This window comes from Enterobacter cloacae complex sp. 2022EL-00981 (genome assembly GCF_028737495.1).
GTDB classification, from domain to species: Bacteria; Pseudomonadota; Gammaproteobacteria; order Enterobacterales; family Enterobacteriaceae; genus Enterobacter; species Enterobacter cloacae.
In genome coordinates this window covers 86452-104530 of the sequence record NZ_JAQZRK010000002.1, presented here as the reverse complement: position 1 = coordinate 104530, position 18079 = coordinate 86452, and the positions used below count along the sequence as shown (strand labels likewise).

Annotated in this window: 1 protein-coding gene and 1 pseudogene; both read right to left on the bottom strand. The window is 60.3% G+C overall.

Going from position 1 to position 18079, the window contains the following annotated elements; all coding sequences use genetic code 11:
• Nucleotides 1–538: 538 nt before the first annotated feature.
• Nucleotides 539–16057, bottom strand: a pseudogene (locus PUZ33_RS02355) (Ig-like domain-containing protein); the annotation flags it as partial.
• A 121-nt stretch (nucleotides 16058–16178) separates the two neighbouring features.
• Entirely contained in the window at nucleotides 16179–17513 is a 1335-nt protein-coding gene (locus PUZ33_RS02350) for a TolC family outer membrane protein (protein WP_376739895.1), read from the bottom strand.
• Nucleotides 17514–18079: the final 566 nt, after the last annotated feature.

Below are 18079 nucleotides of genomic sequence, written 5' to 3'. Positions count from 1 at the left end.
AATAGCCACGGGTGTTGCTCAGCGTATTGCCGGCATAGGTCGAGCTATCGCTGCTGGAGTAAGACTGGCCGTTAGCAATGATATTCCACAGGCCGCTGCTGTTCGTGCCGACGGTCATGGTCGAGTTATTCAGGTTACCCGCCGTGGTCGCCCAGTCGGTATTCACGGTGGTGGTATCAATCACCAGGCTGCCGTTGGCAATACCGGTGGTATTACCGTTGCCCGCACTGCTTTTCACCTGAGCGGTGACGTTATAGCTCGCCACGCCCAGCGCATCGCTGTCCGGGATCTGCAGGTACCAGGTGTTGTGATCCGGGTCGACCACTACCGCACCGCCGGTCTGGGAGGTGTAGGTTTTCCCGTTCACCGTCACCACCAGATATTCACCGTTAACCAGGTCTGCGGATACCGTACCGCTGACAATCGGCGTGGTATCGGAGGTGGTCTGGGCGGTAATTGCCGCCGTGGTGGTCGGCACGCTGGTATCGACGTTCAGCACAAACCCGTCCGATTCCGTGTAGTTACCGGCTTTATCGGTGACGCGCACAATGTAGGTGTGGTTGCCATCGCTCAGGCCGTTGTCCTGGAAGGACCAGCTGGCGCTGCCGTTCATGGTTACCTGACCAAGCAGAATGCCGTCGCGATAGAGCTGCACAATTTCACCGTCGTCCGGGGCGCGGTTCAGCGTGCCGTTGATCAGCGGTGAGGTATCATCCGTCGCCACCGACGTACCGTAAGTGCCCTGACGCTCGCCTTCACCGTCGGTGTAGCTCACCACGGTACCCACGGTGGTTGGCGGCGTAGTATCGACCGTCACCACCTGCGACGCGGTGGAGCCAACGTTACCCGCCTGGTCGATAATCCGCACCTGGTAGGTGTAGTCCCCGTCATCCAGATCGCGGGTATCGGTGTAGCTCCAGCGCTGGTTGGTGACCGTGGTGTCAACCCACGTATTCCCGCCGTCCAGACTGATCTGCACGCGCTCGTCGCCTGCCAGCGCGCTACCGAGCGAACCGTTAATGGTCAGCGTGGTGTCCATGGTGATGAAATCACTGCCGGACTGTCCGGTATCGTCGCTGATGCTGTCGATAGTGACGCCGTACTGCGGCGCCTGCGTATCCACCGTTACCACCTGCGACGAGGTAGCCCCGACGTTCCCCGCCTGGTCGACAACACGTACCTGGTAGCTGTAGCTATCGTCGGTCAGCGTGCGCGTGTCGTTATAGCTCCACTGCGTGCCGCTCACGGTGGCGTAGACCCAGGTGGTGCCGCCATCCATGCTCACCTGAACGTACTCACCCGCTCCCAGTTCAGCACCGAGCGTGCCGTGCAGGGTGTAGGATGTCGAGCTGGTCAGGAAGTCATTATTGTCGAAGCCGGTATCCACGGTGATGTTATCCACGCTCACCGTAATCGCCGCATCCGGGGCCACCGTGTCAACGGTGACCTGCTGATGGGCGCTGGCACCCACGTTACCTGCGGCATCCACCACGCGAACGTAGTAGTCGTAGGTCTGGTTAGCCAGCGTGCGGCCATCCACGTAGTACCAGCTGTTGCCGGTGACAATCACGTTCTGCCAGGTTACGCCGCCGTCAATACTGATCTGGGCATATTCCCCGTCGGCCAGCGTCGCGCCGAGCGAGCCGTGCAGCGTCAGCGAGGTATCGCTGGTGATAAAGTCGCTGCTGCTCAGGCCGGTGTCATCGCTGATGCTGTCGATGGCGATCGTTTTGCTGGCGTCCGGCACAACGGTATCGATGGTCACTACCTGGCTTACGGTAGCGCTGATATTCCCCGCATCATCAATGACGCGCAGCTGGTAGTTGTAATCCCCGTCGGCCAGCGTACGGCCATCCACATAGGTCCAGCTCAAACCGCTGACGCTAACATCGGTCCAGTTCTGGCCGCCGTCGAGGCTGATCTGGACGTGGTCACCGCTGCCCAGCGCCGCGCCCAGCGTCCCTTTCAGGCTGATCTGCGTATCGCTGGTAATAAAGTCGCTGTCGGACAGACCGGTATCCTGGGAGATGGAGTCAACCGTAATGCTCGTTGCCACAGGCGCGGTCAGATCAATCACCACGTCCTGGCTGTCCGTTGCCCCCACGTTGCCCGCGTTATCGATCACCCGCACCTGGTACTGGTACGTATCGTCCGTCAGAGTGCGGCTATCGGTGTAGCGCCAGGTCGTGCCAGTGACGCTCAGATCACTCCACGTGGCCCCGCCGTCCAGGCTGATCTGCGCCTTCTCGTTGTTGCCGAGCTGCGCGGTCAGGGAACCGTTGATGATAATCTGGCTGTCGTTGGTGATGAAATCACTCGCGCTCAGACCGGTGTCGTTTTGCAGGGAATCAATGCTGATCCCCATCGACGGCGCAGTCAGATCCACGGTAACGGTGTGGTTGTCACTGGCGCTGTTGCCGATGGTGTTGCTCACCTGCGCGTTAATGACATACGCGCCGCCGTCTGCCAGCGCGGAAACATCTGCGCTGCCGAGCGTATAGCTCCAGCTGCCGTCATTCTGCACGGTCGTCGTATAGGACTTGCCGTTCAGGGTCACCGTCACCGTCTGGCCTGCTGGCGCGTCGGTAGTACCGCTGATCACCAGCGGCGTACCGTGTTCGGCGGCGCTGACGATGTCGTCCTGGGCAAAGGTGTTAATAACGATCGTCGGTACTTCGCCGTTCAGCGTCACGTCGTGCGTGGCGCTGCCCGGGTTGCCCGCCTTATCGCTCACCGAGGCGGTAAGGGTGTAATCCCCGTCGCTCAGGCCAAGGAAATCTCGGCCCGGTACGAAGACCGACCACGTACCGTCTGCCGCGACGGTCGCCTGATAGCTGTGGCCGTTAAAGGAGACGGTCACTGTCTGGCCCTGTTCCGCCGTAGTGGTGCCGCGGATGGTCTGGCCGGCCAGCTGCTCGGCGTTGTTGACAATATCGTCATCGGCCACGGTGCTGATGGTGACGGCCGGCGCGACGGTGTCCACCGTTAAGGTGTGCGTGGTCTGGCCGTGATTACCGGCTTTGTCATTGACCGACGCGGTCACCGTCAGCGCGCCCTGGCTGAGTGCAGCCAGGTCAGTGGCCGGAACATCCAGCGTCCAGGTGCCGTCATTCGCCACGGTGGCAGTGTAGGTTTTGCCGCCCAGCGTCACGGTGACGGTCTGGCCCGCCTCTGCACTGGAGGAGCCGTGGACGGTCAGCGGCTGCTGCGCTTCCGCTGCGTTCAGCACGTCATCGCCCGACAGCGTTGCAATGCTCACCACTGGCGCAGTGGTGTCCACGCTGATGCTGTGCGTTGCCGAAGCGCTGTTGCCCGCGCTGTCCTGCGCAGAAACCGCTACCTGATAGTTCGCGCCATCGGCCAGCGCACCCACATCGGCCGCCGGTACGGTGGTGCTCCAGCTGCCGTCACTCTGAATGGTGGCCGTATAGCTCTTGCCGTTCAGGGTCACGGTCACCACCGTGCCGCTGGCAAACTGGGCACTGGAGCCGTTAATCACCAGAGACGTAGCGGCTTCTGCTGCGTTGATCACGTCATCGCCGCTGAGGGTATTAACCGTCAGCGCCACGGAGGCGGTATTGACCACCACGTCGTGGGTCTGGGTGCTGCTGTTGCCCGCGCTGTCGGTGATGGTTGCGCTGAGGGTCACGGTGCCGTCATTGAGCGCAGAAATCACGCTCGCCGGTACGCCCACGCTCCAGTTACCGCTGGCATCAACGGTGGTGGTGTACTGGTTTGAACCCAAGGTGATGACGACCTTATCGCCTACGTTCGCGCCGGTGGACGTGCCGCTGACAATCTGCGCCTGCGCATGTTCCACGCTGTTGATGACATCATCGCCCGCCACCACGTTAAAGCTGACGGTCGGCGGTGTGGTATCCAGCGTAATCGCTTTACTCGCGCTGCCCGGGTTACCCGCCGTATCGCTGACGCTCACCTGCACCGTATAGCCATTATCAGCCAGTGCGGACAGATCGGCGGAAGGTACGTTGACGCTCCAGGTGCCATCCGGTTGTACCTGGGCGGTATAGCTGTTGCCGCCCAGCGTCACGGTGACCGTCTGCCCGGCTTCTGCCGTGGTCGTGCCGGAGACAGTCACACCAGCGGATGCTTCGCTGCCGTTTATGACGTTATCGCCAGCAACCGTATCAATGGTGACGCCTGGCGCGGTGGCATCTACGCTGTACTCACGCCCTGCGGACGCGCTGTTGCCGTGCGCGTTGGTGACGCTCACCTGCACGCTGGCATCGCCGTCTTTCAGGCCCGCGAGATCCGCGGATGGCACGGTGGCGGTCCAGTTGCCGTCGGCATCGACGGTGGCGGTATAAGACTTGCCGCCAAAGGTGACGGTAACGGTCTGGTTTTCTTCCACGTTGCTGGTGCTACCGGAGAGCACCAGATCCGCACCTTTCTCCGCCGCGTTAATCACGTCGTCGGTGGCGATGGTGTCAATGCTGATGGCGACCGCGGTCAGATCGACCGTGACGTCATGGCTGATGGTCACCGGGTTGCCTGCTGCGCTCTGGCCTGCAACGGTGACGGTGACCGTACCAGCAGCCAGCGCCCCGACGTCTGCAGCCGGGATCGCCGCGCTCCAGGTACCATCTGCCAGCACGGAAGCCGCATAAGTTTTGCCATTCAGGGTCACGGTGAGCGTTGTGCCCGCCGCCAGCCCGTCGCTGGAGCCGGTGACGATCAGGTTCTGACCATGTTCGATGCTATTGATCACATCGTCGCCCGCCACGGTGTCCACACGCAGACCCGGCAGGTTGGCGTCGATGGTGATATCGCGTTCGCCCGTACCGGTGTTGCCGTGGCCGTTGGTGACGGTCGCTGATACCGTTAAATCGCCGTTGCCCAGCGCGGTCAGGACCGACTCCGGCACGCTCACGGACCAGCTCAGATCGCTCTGCACCGTCGCGGTGTAGCTGTTGCCGCCAATCGTCACGGTTACGGTGTTGCCCGCTTCGGCATTCGCCACGGTACCGCTGATGGTCTGGCCCGCCGCCACTTCCGCCGCGTTAATCACGTTGTCGCCCGCCACGGTATTAATGGTGACGGTCGGCAGTGCGGTGTCGACCAGCAGGTTCGCCGTATTGCTCACGCTGTTGCCCACGCCGTTGGTGGCGGTCGCGTTCAGGGTGTAGTTCGCCTGACCCAGACCGGCCAGATCGGCGGCCGGAACCGTCAGGCTCCAGGTACCGTCTGCCGCCGTGGTGGCCGTGTAGTTTTTACCGTTCAGGGTCACGGTCACCACGGTGCCTTCTGCCAGGTTGGCGCTGGTGCCGCTGACGTTCAGATCCTGGCCTTTCTCCACCGCGTTCAGGACGTTGTCATCGCTGATAGTATTGAAATTAACCGAAGGCAGACCGGTATCCACGGTCACGCTATGGGTGCCGGTGCCGGTATTGCCCGCCGCGTCAGTGACGGACGCCGTGACGGTCACGCTGCCGTCGCTGAGGCCGGAAATGACGCTGGCCGGGACCCCCACGCTCCAGTTGCCCGCCGCGTCCAGCACGGTGGTGTAGCTCTGGCCGCCAATCGTCACGGTGACCTTATCGCCCGCCGCCGCGCCGGTGGCTATGCCGCTGATGATTTGCGCCTGAGCGTGTTCTGCGATGTTAATGACGTCATCGCCCGCGATGGTGCTGATGGTCACCGTCGGAACTGTCACGTCCACCGTCAGATTATGATCAACCGACGCCGGGTTACCCGCCTTGTCGCTGACCGATGCGGTGACGGTCACGCTGCCATCGCTGAGCGCCGCCAGATCCGCCGCCGGGACGTTCAGCGTCCAGTGACCGTCTGAACCGACCGTTGCGGTGTAGTCCTTGCCGTTCAGGCTCACGGTCACCGTCTGGCCCGCTTCCGCGGTGCTGGTGCCGGAGACGGTCAGGTCGGCCTGTGCTTCTGCCGCATTAAGAATGTCGTCCGTCGCGAGGGTGTTGATGGTCACGGATGGCGCGGTGGCGTCCACGCTGTACTCACGCCCTGCGGACGCGCTGTTGCCGTTGACGTTGGTGACGCTCACCTGCACGCTGGCATCGCCGTCTTTCAGACCGGCAAGATCCGCCGCTGGCACGGTAGCGGTCCAGTTGCCATCGGCATCGACCTGCGCAGTATAGATTTTACCGCCCATGCTCAGGGTGACGGTCTGCCCGGCTTCCACGTTGGTGGTGGCACCAGAGAGCACCAGATCCAGGCCCTTCTCCGCCGCGTTAATCACGTCGTCGGAGGCAATGGCATTGATGCTGATGGCCACCGTTGCCAGATCCACGGTGACATCATGGCTGATGGTAATTGGGTTACCCGCCGTACTGTCGCCGGTGACGCTGATCTTCACGGTGCCTTCCGGCCACGTGCTCACGTCCGCCGCCGGGACCGCCGCGCTCCAGGTGCCGTCTGCCAGCACCGTTGCGGAATAGTCTTTCCCGTTGACGGTCACGGTCAGCGCGGTGCCTGGGGTCAGCCCGTCGCTGGAGCCGGTGATAATCAGATTCTGGTTGTGCTCAATGGTGTTGATCACATCATCGCCCGCCACGGTGTTCACACGCAGGCCCGGCAGGTTGGCGTCGATGGTGATGTCACGTTCGCCCGTACCGGTGTTGCCGTGGCCGTTGGTGACGGTCGCGCTCACGCTCAGACTGCCGTTGCCGAGTGCGGTCAGAACATCAGAAGGCACGCTTACGGACCAGCTCAGATCGCTCTGCACCGTCGCGGTGTAGCTGTTGCCGCCAATCGTCACGGTTACGGTGTTGCCCGCTTCGGCATTCGCCACGGTGCCGCTGATGGTCTGGCCTGCCGCCACTTCCGCCGCGTTAATCACGTTGTCGCCCGCCACGGTGTTGATGATGACGGTTGGCAGTGCGGTGTCGACCAGCAGGTTCGCACTGTTGCTCACGCTGTTGCCCACGCCGTTGGTGGCGGTCGCGTTCAGGGTGTAGTTCGCCTGACCCAGACCCGCCAGATCGGCGGCCGGAACCGTCAGGCTCCAGGTACCGTCTGCCGCTGTGGTGGCCGTGTAGTTTTTACCGTTCAGGGTCACGGTCACCACGGTGCCTTCTGCCAGGTTGGCGCTGGTGCCGCTGACGCTCAGATCCTGGCCTTTCTCCACCGCGTTCAGGACGTTGTCATCGCTGATAGTGTTGAAATTAACCGAAGGCAGACCGGTATCGACGGTCACACTATGGGTGCCGGTGCCGGTATTGCCCGCCGCGTCAGTGACTGACGCAGTCACGGTCACGCTGCCGTCGCTGAGGCCGGAAATGACGCTGGCCGGTACCCCCACGCTCCAGTTGCCCGCCGCGTCCAGCACGGTGGTGTAGCTCTGGCCGCCAATCGTCACGGTGACCTTATCGCCCGCCGCCGCGCCGGTGGCTATGCCGCTGATGATTTGCGCCTGGCCGTGTTCAGCCACGTTAATGACGTCATCGCCCGCAATGGTGCTGATGGTCACCTGAGGCACGGTCATGTCCACCGTCAGATTATGATCAACCGACGCCGGGTTACCCGCCTTGTCGCTGACCGATGCGGTAACGGTCACGCTACCGTCGCTGAGCGTCGCCAGATCCGCTGCCGGGACGTTCAGCGTCCAGTTACCGTCTGAACCGACCGTTGCGGTGTAGTCCTTGCCGTTCAGGCTCACGGTCACCGTCTGGCCCGCTTCTGCGGTGCTGGTGCCGGAGACGATCAGGTCAGACTGTGCTTCTGCCGCATTAAGAATGTCGTCCGTCGCCAGGGTGTTGATGGTCACGGACGGCGCGGTGGCGTCCACGCTGTACTCACGCCCTGCGGATGCGCTGTTGCCATTGACGTTGGTGACGCTCACCTGCACGCTGGCATCGCCGTCTTTCAGACCGGCCAGATCCGCCGCTGGCACGGTGGCGGTCCATTTACCGTCTGTCCCCACGGTGGCAGTGTAGCTCTTGCCGCCGAAGGTAATCGTGACGGTCTGGTTCGCTTCCATGTTCGAGGTGCTGCCGGAGAGCACCAGATCCGCGCCCTTCTCGGCCGCATTAATCACGTCGTCGGTGGCAATGGCGTCAATGCTGATGGCGACGCTTGCCAGATCCACCGTGACATCGTGGCTGATGGAGACCGGGTTACCCGCGCTGCTCTGACCTTCAACGGTCACGGTGACCGTGCCTGCAGCCAGCGCCCCGACGTCCGCCGCCGGAACCGCTGCGCTCCAGGAGCCGTCGGCCAGCACCGTCGCCGGGTAGGTTTTGCCGTTCACGGTGACGGTTAACCCCGTACCCGGCGTCAGACCGTCGCTGGAGCCGGTGATAATCAGGTTCTGTCCGTGCTCGATGGTGTTGATCACATCATCGCCCGCCACGGTGTCCACACGCAGGCCCGGCAGATTGGCGTCGATAGCAATATCGCGCTCAGCGGAGCCGCTGTTGCCCACATTGTTGGTTACGCTGGCGCTCACCGTCAGTTCGCCGTTGCCCAGCGCCGTCAGATCGGATTCCGGTACGTTGACAGACCAGGTGAGATCGCTCTGCACCGTGGTCGTGTACGTGTTGCCGCCCAACGTCACGGTCACGGTATTGCCCGCTTCGGCATTCACCACGGTACCGCTGATGGTCTGCCCGGTTGCCAGCTCCGCCGCGTTAATGACGTCGTCACCCGCGACGGTATTGATGATCACGCCCGGCAGAACGGATTCCACGTTCACGGTGTGCGAGATACTGGCACTGTTGCCAACGCTGTCCGTGGCTGACGCGGTGACGTTGTAAAGCGCTTCACCCAGTTGCCCCACCTCGCTCGCCGGAACGGTGGTGCTCCAGAGACCGTTATCATCCACCGTCGCGCTATACGCTTTGCCGTTGAGCATCACGGTAACAACCGCACCTGCCGTCAGGCCGGTGGCCGTACCGGTAATGGTCAGATCCTGCGTTTTCTCGGTGCTGTTGATCACATCATCACCGGACACGGTATCGATGGTCAGCACCGGGGCGGACAGGTTCACCTCCACGTCATGGGTCGCGCTATTGCTGTTACCGGCTTTATCGGTCAACGCGGCGGTGATGGTGTAATCGCCCGCGGTCAGCGCACTGACGTCCGCCGCAGGTACCCCCACGCTCCAGTTGCCTGAGGCATCCACGGTGGCGGTATACGATTTGTTGTTAATGGTGACGGTAACCACATCGCCCGCTTCGGCGCCGGTCACGGAACCGGTCACCATCAGGGCCTGCGCATGCTCGGCGCTGTTGATCACGTCGTCGTCGGACACGGTGTTAATGGTCAACTGCGGAACCGTGATATCCACCAGCACGTCGCGATCCGCAGAGGCCGGGTTGCCTGCTTTATCGGAGACGGCGGCACTGATGGTGTAGTTGCCGTCCACCATGCTGCCCAGGTCCGCAGACGGCACGGTGACGCTCCAGCTGCCGTTGGCCTGTACGGTGGTGGTGTAATCCACGCCGTTCAGGGTCACGGTGACGGTCTGGCCCGCTTCGGCGTTGGTCACGCCGTTGATGTCCAGATCCTGCTGCGCTTCAAGCGCGTTGATGATGTTGTTATCGCTGACAATCTCAATGGAAACCGTCGGCGCGGTGGCATCCACGCTGTATTCGCGGCCTGCCGACGCGCTGTTGCCATTGACGTTGGTGACGCTCACCTGCACGCTGGCGTCGCCATCTTTCAGGCTACCCAAATCAGCCGATGGTACGGTGGCGGTCCAGTTGCCGCTGGCATCCACGGTGGCGGTGTAAGACTTACCGCCGAAGGTGATGTAAACCGTCTGGTTTTCTTCCACGTTAGTGGTGGAGCCGGAGAGCACCAGATCCGCCCCTTTTTCTGCCGCATTGATCACGTCATCGGTGGCAATGGCGTCAATGCTGATCGCCACTGTCGCCAGATCCACGGTCACGTTATGGCTGATAGTCACCGGGTTACCGGCGCTGCTCTGGCCGTCAACGGTCACGGTGACCGTGCCCGCATTCAGCGCGCTGACGTCTGCGGCAGGGATCGCTGCCGTCCAGGTGCCGTCTGCCAGCACCGTGGCCGCGTAGGTTTTACCGTTGACGGTGACCGTCAACGCCGAGCCAGCGCTCAGCCCCTCGCTGGTACCGGTGATAATCAGGTTCTGCCCGTGCTCGATGCTGTTAATCACATCATCGCCCGCCACGGTGTCCACACGCAGGCCCGGCAGGTTGGCATCAATGGTGATGTCACGCTCGCCATAACCGGTGTTGCCGTGGCCGTTGGTGACGCTGGCCGTCACGGTCAGCTCCCCGTTGCCGATGGCGGTTAACACGTCAGACGGCACATTCACCGACTAGCTTAAATCGTCCTGAACGGTTGTCGTATAGTTGTTGCCGCCAATGGAAAGCGTGACAGTGTCACCGCTCGCGGCACCGCTCACTTTCCCGCTCAGCGTCTGGCCAGACGCCACTTCCGCGGCGTTAATGACGTCGTCGGTGGCAACCGCATTAATGGTGACAACCGGCAGCGCGCTGTCCACCAGCACGTTATGTCTTGCGCTCGCGCTGTTGCCTGCCGTATCGGTCACGCTCGCCGTCACGGTGTAGCTGGCTTCACCCAGCGCCGAGACGTTGGCTGCCGGAACGGTCACGCTCCAGTTGCCGCTGGCGTCAGTGGTGGCGGTATAACTGATACCGTTCAGGGTTACGGTGATGGCGGTGCCGTCCGGCTGATTGCTGGTGCCGGAGAGCAGCAGATCTTCGCCCTTTTCGATCGCGTTAATCACATCATCGCCCGCAAGGGTGTTGATGGCGATAACCGGCGCGGTCAGGGAGACCGTAACATCATGCGTGGCGGTGGTGCTGTTACCCGCTTTATCGGTGAGGGTTGCCGAGAGGGTCTGATCGCCGCTTACCAGCGCGCCGACGTCCGTGGCCGGAATGCCGGTGCTCCAGTTCCCGGAGGCGTCCAGTATGGCGGTGTAGTCTTTGCCGTTGAGGGTGACGGTAATCACGTCTCCCGCCTGGGCACCCGTGACCTTACCTGAGACGATCAGCGCCTGGCCGTGTTCGGCGATATTCAGGATGTCATCACCCGCCACAACGTCAAACACGATCTGCGGCACGGTGGTATCCACCAGCACGGCCGCATCGGTGCTCGCCGGGTTGCCGGCTTTATCAGAAACGGATGCCGTGACCGTGGCATTACCGTCGGCGATGCCCGCCAGATCGGCCGCCGGGACGTCGAGCGTCCAGCTGCCGTCTGCCTGCACCTGCGCGGTATAGGTGTTGCCATTGAAGGCCACGGTCACCGTCTGGCCCGCTTCGGCGGTGGAGGTACCGCTGAGGGCCAGATCCTGCGCCGCCTCTGCCGCATTCAGGATGTTGTCACCGCTGATGGTATTGAGGGTGACCGTCGGCGCGGTGGTATCCACGCTGTACTCGCGCCCCGCCGACGCGCTGTTGCCGTTAACGTTGGTCACGCTCACCTGCACGCTGGCATCGCCGTCCTTCAGGCTGCTCAGATCCGCTGCCGGAACGGTGGTGGTCCAGTCGCCGTTGGCGTCTACCGTCGCCGTATACGTTTTCTCGCCCAGGGTAACGATCACGGTCTGTCCCGCCTCAACGTTGGCTGAGGTGCCGCTGAGCACCAGGTCTTCGCCTTTTTCCGCCGCGTTCAGCACGTTGTCAGCGGTCACGCTGTTAATGCTGATGGCGACCGGGCTGAGATCCACATCAACGACGGTGCCAATCGTGACCGGGTTGCCGGAGGTGTCCTGCGCGCTGGCGCTGATGGTCAGTGAACCGTCAGCCCACTGGGAGACGTCCGCCGCAGGCACGGCCGCCTGCCAGGTGCCGTCCGCCAGTACCGAGGCGGAATAATCCTTGCCGTTAATGGTGACAGTAACGGTGCTGCCTGCCGCCAGATCGGTGCTGGTGCCCGACACAATCAGGTTCTGACCGTGCTCGATGATATTGATGACGTCATCGCCTGCGACCGTATCAATACGCAGGCCCGGCAGCTGGGCGTCGATGGTGAAGTCCAGCGAGGAAGAGCCGGTGTTGCCGTGCACGTTGGTGACGCTGGCCGATACGGTCAGTTCGCCGTTGCCAAGCGCGGTTAACTGGCTCTGGGTTAACGGCAGGCTCCAGGTGAGATCGTCCTGAACTGTTGTGGTGTAGGTCTGGCCGCCGAGAATAATGGTGACAGTGTCACCTGAAGCAGCATTAGTAACCTTACCGGTCAACGTCTGCCCCGCGGCCACTTCCGCCGCGTTAACGATGTTATCGCCCGCCAGCGCGTTGATGGTCACAACCGGCAGCGAGCTGTCCACCAGCACATCGTGCGTGGTTGAGGCGCTGTTGCCCACGCTGTCGGTGACGCTGGCAGTCACGGTGTAATGCGCTTCGCCCAGCGCGCTGACCGCAGAGGCAGGTACGGTGACGCTCCAGCTGCCGCTGGCGTCGGTGGTCGCGGTGTAGGTGATGCCGTTAAGGCTAACGGCAATCGTCGTCCCTTCCGGCTGGTTGCTGGTCCCGGAAAGCAGCAGATCCTCGCCTTTCTCAGTCGCATTGATCACATCGTCCGCCGCCAGGGTATTGATAGCGATTTCCGGCGTCACGGTGTTGACCACTACGTCCACTGCGCTACTGCCGGTATTACCGGAGCGATCGGTCACCGAGACGTTAACGGTCCAGGTCCCGTCTGTCAGACCCTGTACAACGGAGGCTGGCAGGCCGAGGCTCCAGTTCCCCGCCGCATCCACCACGGTGGTGTACTCCACGTTATTCAGGGTGATGGTCACCAGGTCACCCGCTGCCGCACCGGTGACCGACCCGCTCAGGATCTGCGCCTGTGAATGCGCGAGCTGGTTAACGGTATTGGTATCGGTGACAAAATCGTTAATGGTTACCTGCGGGACGGTCGCATCCACCAGCCCAACGCGGTCTGCGCTGCTGCTGTTGCCTGCCACGTCACTCACGGTTGCCGTTACCGTGACGGTGCCGTCGGTCAGAGCGCCGACATCCACAGCCGGTACGTTCACCGTCCAGGTCCCGTCACTCTGGACCGTGGTCTGATAGTGCTTGCCGTTCAGTGTAACGGTAACCGTCTGTCCCGCCTCAGCATTGCTGCTGCCGCTTAAGATCAGATCCTGATGCGCTTCGGCCGCATTAATGATGTTGTCGTCGGTCAGGTTATCGATCGTAATGGACGGCGGTAAGGTATCCACGGTCACCACGCGCGACGCGTCGGCGCTGTTGCCGCTGACGTTCGTCACGCTGACGCTGACCTGCGCGCGTCCGTCAATCAGCGTCTCCATGGCGCTGGCCGGCACGGTCAGGCTCCAGGAGCCATCCTGCTGCACCTGCGCGGTAAAGGTCTGGTCGGCGAATTTCACCACCACGGTCTGCCCGGCCTCTACGCCCTGCGTCTGGCCCGACAGCACAAGATCGGTACCTTTTTCAGCCGCATTCAGCATGTCATCGCTGCTGACGGTATCGATGGTCACCGCCACGGCGTTCAGATCCAGCTCGATGGGGTGCTCAGCTGAAACGGTATTTCCCCAGGCATCTGTCGCGCTGACGTGAACGGTGATATCTCCGGCCGTCCAGCCCTGCAGATCGGACGCCGGGACGCCGATTTGCCAGCTGCCATTGGCGTTGACCACGGCGACATACTCGACGCCGTTGATGGTGACGGTGACGTGCGTGCCCGCTGCCAGGTGGGTGCTGGAGCCGGTCACGGTCAGATCCTGCTGCTGCTCGATGGCGTTGATCACGTCATCGCCAGAAATGGTATTTACCCGCAGGCCAGGAAGCTCGGCGTTGATGTTGATATCACGCTCGCCGCTGCCGGTGTTGCCGTGGGCGTTGGTGACAGAAGCGGTAAAGGTTAACGCCCCGTCGCCAAAGGCCTTCAGTTCGGCTGACGAAATGGTCACGCTCCAGGTCAGATCGCTGCCTACTGTAGCGGTGTAGCTCTTACCGCCCACCGAAACAGAGACCGTGTCGCCCGCCGCCGCGCCGGTGACACGCCCGCTCAGGGTTTGATCCACCGCCACTTCAGCGTTGTTGACCAGGTTGTCACCGGCGAAGGTATTGATAATCACCTGCGGCAGTACGGTATCAACCAGCAGCGTCGCTTCGGCGGAGCCGCTGTTACCGGCGGCATCGGTGCCGCTCACGCTGACTGTGTACAGGGTGTTTGCCAGGTTCAGAACGTCAGACACCGGCACCTGAACTGACCAGATGCCGTTATTAACGGAGGCCTGATAGCTCACGTTATTCAGCGTGACGTTTACCACGCTGCCGTCTGGCAGGTTGCTGGTGCCGCTCAGGCTCAGCGGCTGCATCGCCTCCTGCGCGTTCAGCACGTTATCCTGGCTGATGGCATTCAAGGTGAATTCCGGTGGGTTACCGCTCAGGGTAATGCCGTGGGTGGCGTTACCGGTATTGCCCGCCGCATCGGTCACCGAAACCGCAATGCTGTGGTTACCTTCCCCCAGCGCGCCAATGACTGACGCCGGTACGCCTACGCTCCAGCTGCCGTTCGCCTGCACCACGCCGGTAAAGCTCTGGCCGCCAACGGTTACGGTGACCACATCACCTGCTGCGGCTCCGGTCGCCTGGCCGGAAATAATCTGCGCCTGGCCCTGCTCACTGGTGTTGAGAATATCGTCGCCCGCGACGGTATTGATGGTCACGACCGGGGCGACAGTATCCACGGTGAAATGAGCCTGGGTGGATGACCCGTTCCCGGCTTTATCGCTGACGTTCACCGTCAGGGTGTGTTCACCATTCGCCAGCGACTGCACCTCGCTGGCTGGCAGCGTGACGGACCAGGTACCGTCGCTGCCCACCGTGGCGGTATGGTTTTTACCGTTCACTGTCACCGTGACAATCTGACCGGCTTCCGCCGTGGTTTTCCCGCTCAGCGTCAGCGGCTGATGGAGTACAGCGGCATTGATAATATTGTCCTGCGCGACAGTATCGACCGCGATGGTCGGTGCCGCAGTATCCACGCCAATCGTCTGACTGCCGTTCACGGTATTGCCCGCCGCGTCCTTGCCGCTGACGTTCACCGTCCAGGTGCCGTCGCCCAGCGCCTGCGCATCCGCCGCAGGCACCTTCACGCTCCATGCGCCGTTTGCACCCACCTCAGCCGTATAGGATTCGCCGTTCAGCGTAACGGTCAGCTGTGTTCCCTGCGCCAGGTTCTTGCTGGCACCAGAAAGCGTAAAGCCTGCGGACTGCTCGCTGGCGTTGATGACGTTATCCCCCGCCGTGGTTGCCAGCGTCACGCTCGCCACGGCAGTATCAACGGTCACGGTGATGCTGCCTGCGGAGGTCGTTTTACTGCCGTCGATCTGCACGACTGACCAGGTATGTTCTCCGTCTGTCTGGGTCGGCAGTTTTACCGTCCAGGTGCCGTCTTTACTGACCATCGCGCTGGCAAGCGTATTGCCGCTGCTGTCTTTGATCTGAATGGTCGCGCCCGGTTGCCCGGTACCGCTAAAGGTTGGCGTGTTATCGTCGGTGATCGCATCTGCACTCAACACGCCCTGCTTGTCGCCCGCAAGATCGGTGAGCATGAAGGTTGGCGTTGCGCTCTCAACTTCTTTCGTATTATCAATAACTTTTGTTTTTGTTTCGCCGTCACCACCGTGAGCCAGCAGTGCCCCAATAGCACCGCCGCCTAACGCCGCCCCCGCAATCCAGCCCCATGGCGCATCACTCAATATGCTCTCCTGGGTCAGGAAAGGTTCAATGCTGCTAATCGGTGTGGCTTGCGCGGTTAATTCAGTAACGGCTGCGCCTGACGCTTCCCCGGCATCGACAAAAGAGATATGTGTTAATTCCTGATTATCGTTAAATACCAGTTCAGACTGGTTATGGGTTTCAGGATCTTCAACGAAATAGTTATTGCAGCGAATAACGCTGCCATCTTTCATATAAATGAGAAGGTCTTTCCCCTGGCGGACGTAACGCACCACGTCCTGTGCAGAACCCTGGATTTCAATCACGCTCGGAGAGGAAATGGAGACCGACAGATTTCCTTCGCCGGTTAATTTCGTTTTCTCCGCTGTCTTGCGAATGATGACATCTACAACTTTTACGTTACTCATATTTCTCTCCTTGCAGGTGCTCGGATTCCTGTGGATATGTCCACCAGATGGATGTAGCTATCCCTGGGAAATTTCACCCATTATTTTCAGATTTATTTCGCGCAGAAAGGCGCGGCTTTTTTCAACTCAAATCGGGTAATTTTGCGGCAGCGTTTTTCTCTACTCCAATAAGCGTCATGAGATTATCAACAGCAGAGGCGTAATTAATTGCCGCGCTCCAGCCATCATATTCGGCCATTATTTTGGCAGACGTGGCCTGCCAGACATCCTGTTCTACGCTGAGCAAATCATTAATGCTCCGCTTGCTCAGGGTGTATTCGTTTTTGTAGACCGCACGGGCACGTAACGCGTTTTCAAGCTGTAGGCTTCCGGCGGCCATTCTTCCACGCGCGCCGGTCCAGTCTGCCTGCGCGACGGAGGCTTTTTGCAGCACATCAAACCGCGCCTGATCGACCTGAGAGGAGGCCATCGCCCTGGTGCCTTCAGCCTGACGAACGCGTGCCGAAACGGCGCCGCCCTGATACAGCGGTGCATCGATATTGAGCTGGATCTGGTCATCCCAGTAAGCGCGGTTATCCGACTCATAGCGCGTGCGGCCTCCTTTCAGGCTTAACGTTGGCCAGTGCTGAGATTTTGCGGTTTCCACCCCATACTGGGCTGAACGCTCCATATTCTGCGCGGCCATTACCGCCGGTATCAGCGAGTAATCGATCTGGTTGACGGCATTCTGCTCTACGGCAAGCTTCTCAGGGACCGGTGAATAGGCTTCAGCCTGCATGCCCGTCAACACCGCGAGCCTTGCGCGGGCGCTGTTGAGCGCGGCGTTGTACTGCTCCACCGTCGCCTGCATACCGGCGATTCGCGTGCGGGTCTGCAGCTCATCGGAGGTTGAGCTTACGCCTGCATCCGCGCGCAGTTTCGCCAGCTGCTCCACGTTTTTGAGGGCCTGCACATTCTCTTTAGCCGCCTGCAACAGATCGCTATAACGTCTGACCTCCACGTAGCTCAGCGCGGTTTTTTCCGCCACGGCTGTGAGCGTCTCCATCAGCTGATAACGATAGCTATCGCGTCGCGCTGAAGACTGGCTGATGCTGTTATTCGTCTTGCCAAAGTCATAAATGAGCTGCGTAAGGCTTAATCCCCATGCCGCTGAATTTCTCAGTGAACCGCTGGAATCGGTGGTTTGGCTATGGCCCGTACTGCCGTTCAGCGATATTTGCGGCATCCATCCGCTACGTGCTTCATCTATTTGCGCCTGACCAATACCCAATTGTGCCGCCTGCTGGCTGACCGACGGATCGCGATCGATGGCAAAAAGAATACTTTCTTTTAATGTTGTCGTCGGCACCGTGGCAAAACCCAACGGGCCGCTATTGGCATAGGCCGTATTAATGCATGCCGAAATTAACACCAGCACTGCGGATAATCGGACCCACTTATAATTTCGCTCTCTCATCATTTATATCTCCCTGAGTCTGCGAATGGTTTAACCCTTTACCCAAAAAGAGGTATAGATAATCAGAAAAATATTATTAATCCCCCGTACTGAATTTCGGGTAATAGCCCCCTATACCCATTTCCATTGGAGATGAGAGCCGACCTTAGCCTAATATGAATTAAGAATTTACTTACTTCTTAACTGATTCGCAGCATAACAAAATGTGGTATAGGCAACTACACCCACAATGTTAATGTGGTGTTACAATTAAGAAAAATCATGGGGTTTCTGGACAAACTCTTAAAAATGGCCTTTCAAATGAAACTAATAAAGTCATTGTTATTTAAGTGAAATTTAAAAATCCCCGGATGTACATTTTTGCGTTAATTTCCACGCGCGTCAGACACAAAGATTTTCAAAGAAATGTCAACTTAAGTAGCCTCGCCCTATTTATTGGCATAAAAAACCTAGCAAATGCATTTTTTAGGAATTTTGTTGGTTTAAATAGTTTTTTAATAGAACAACAAACCATTAAAGCGAAATTAACTGGTTACAAAGTCCAAACGGCCAGATAAAACATCGTC

What these genes read in the sequence shown, in the direction of transcription:
- PUZ33_RS02350 (WP_376739895.1), bottom strand. Translation starts at nt 17,513, where the DNA reads ATGAGAGAGCGAAATTATAAGTGGGTCCGATTATCCGCAGTGCTGGTG.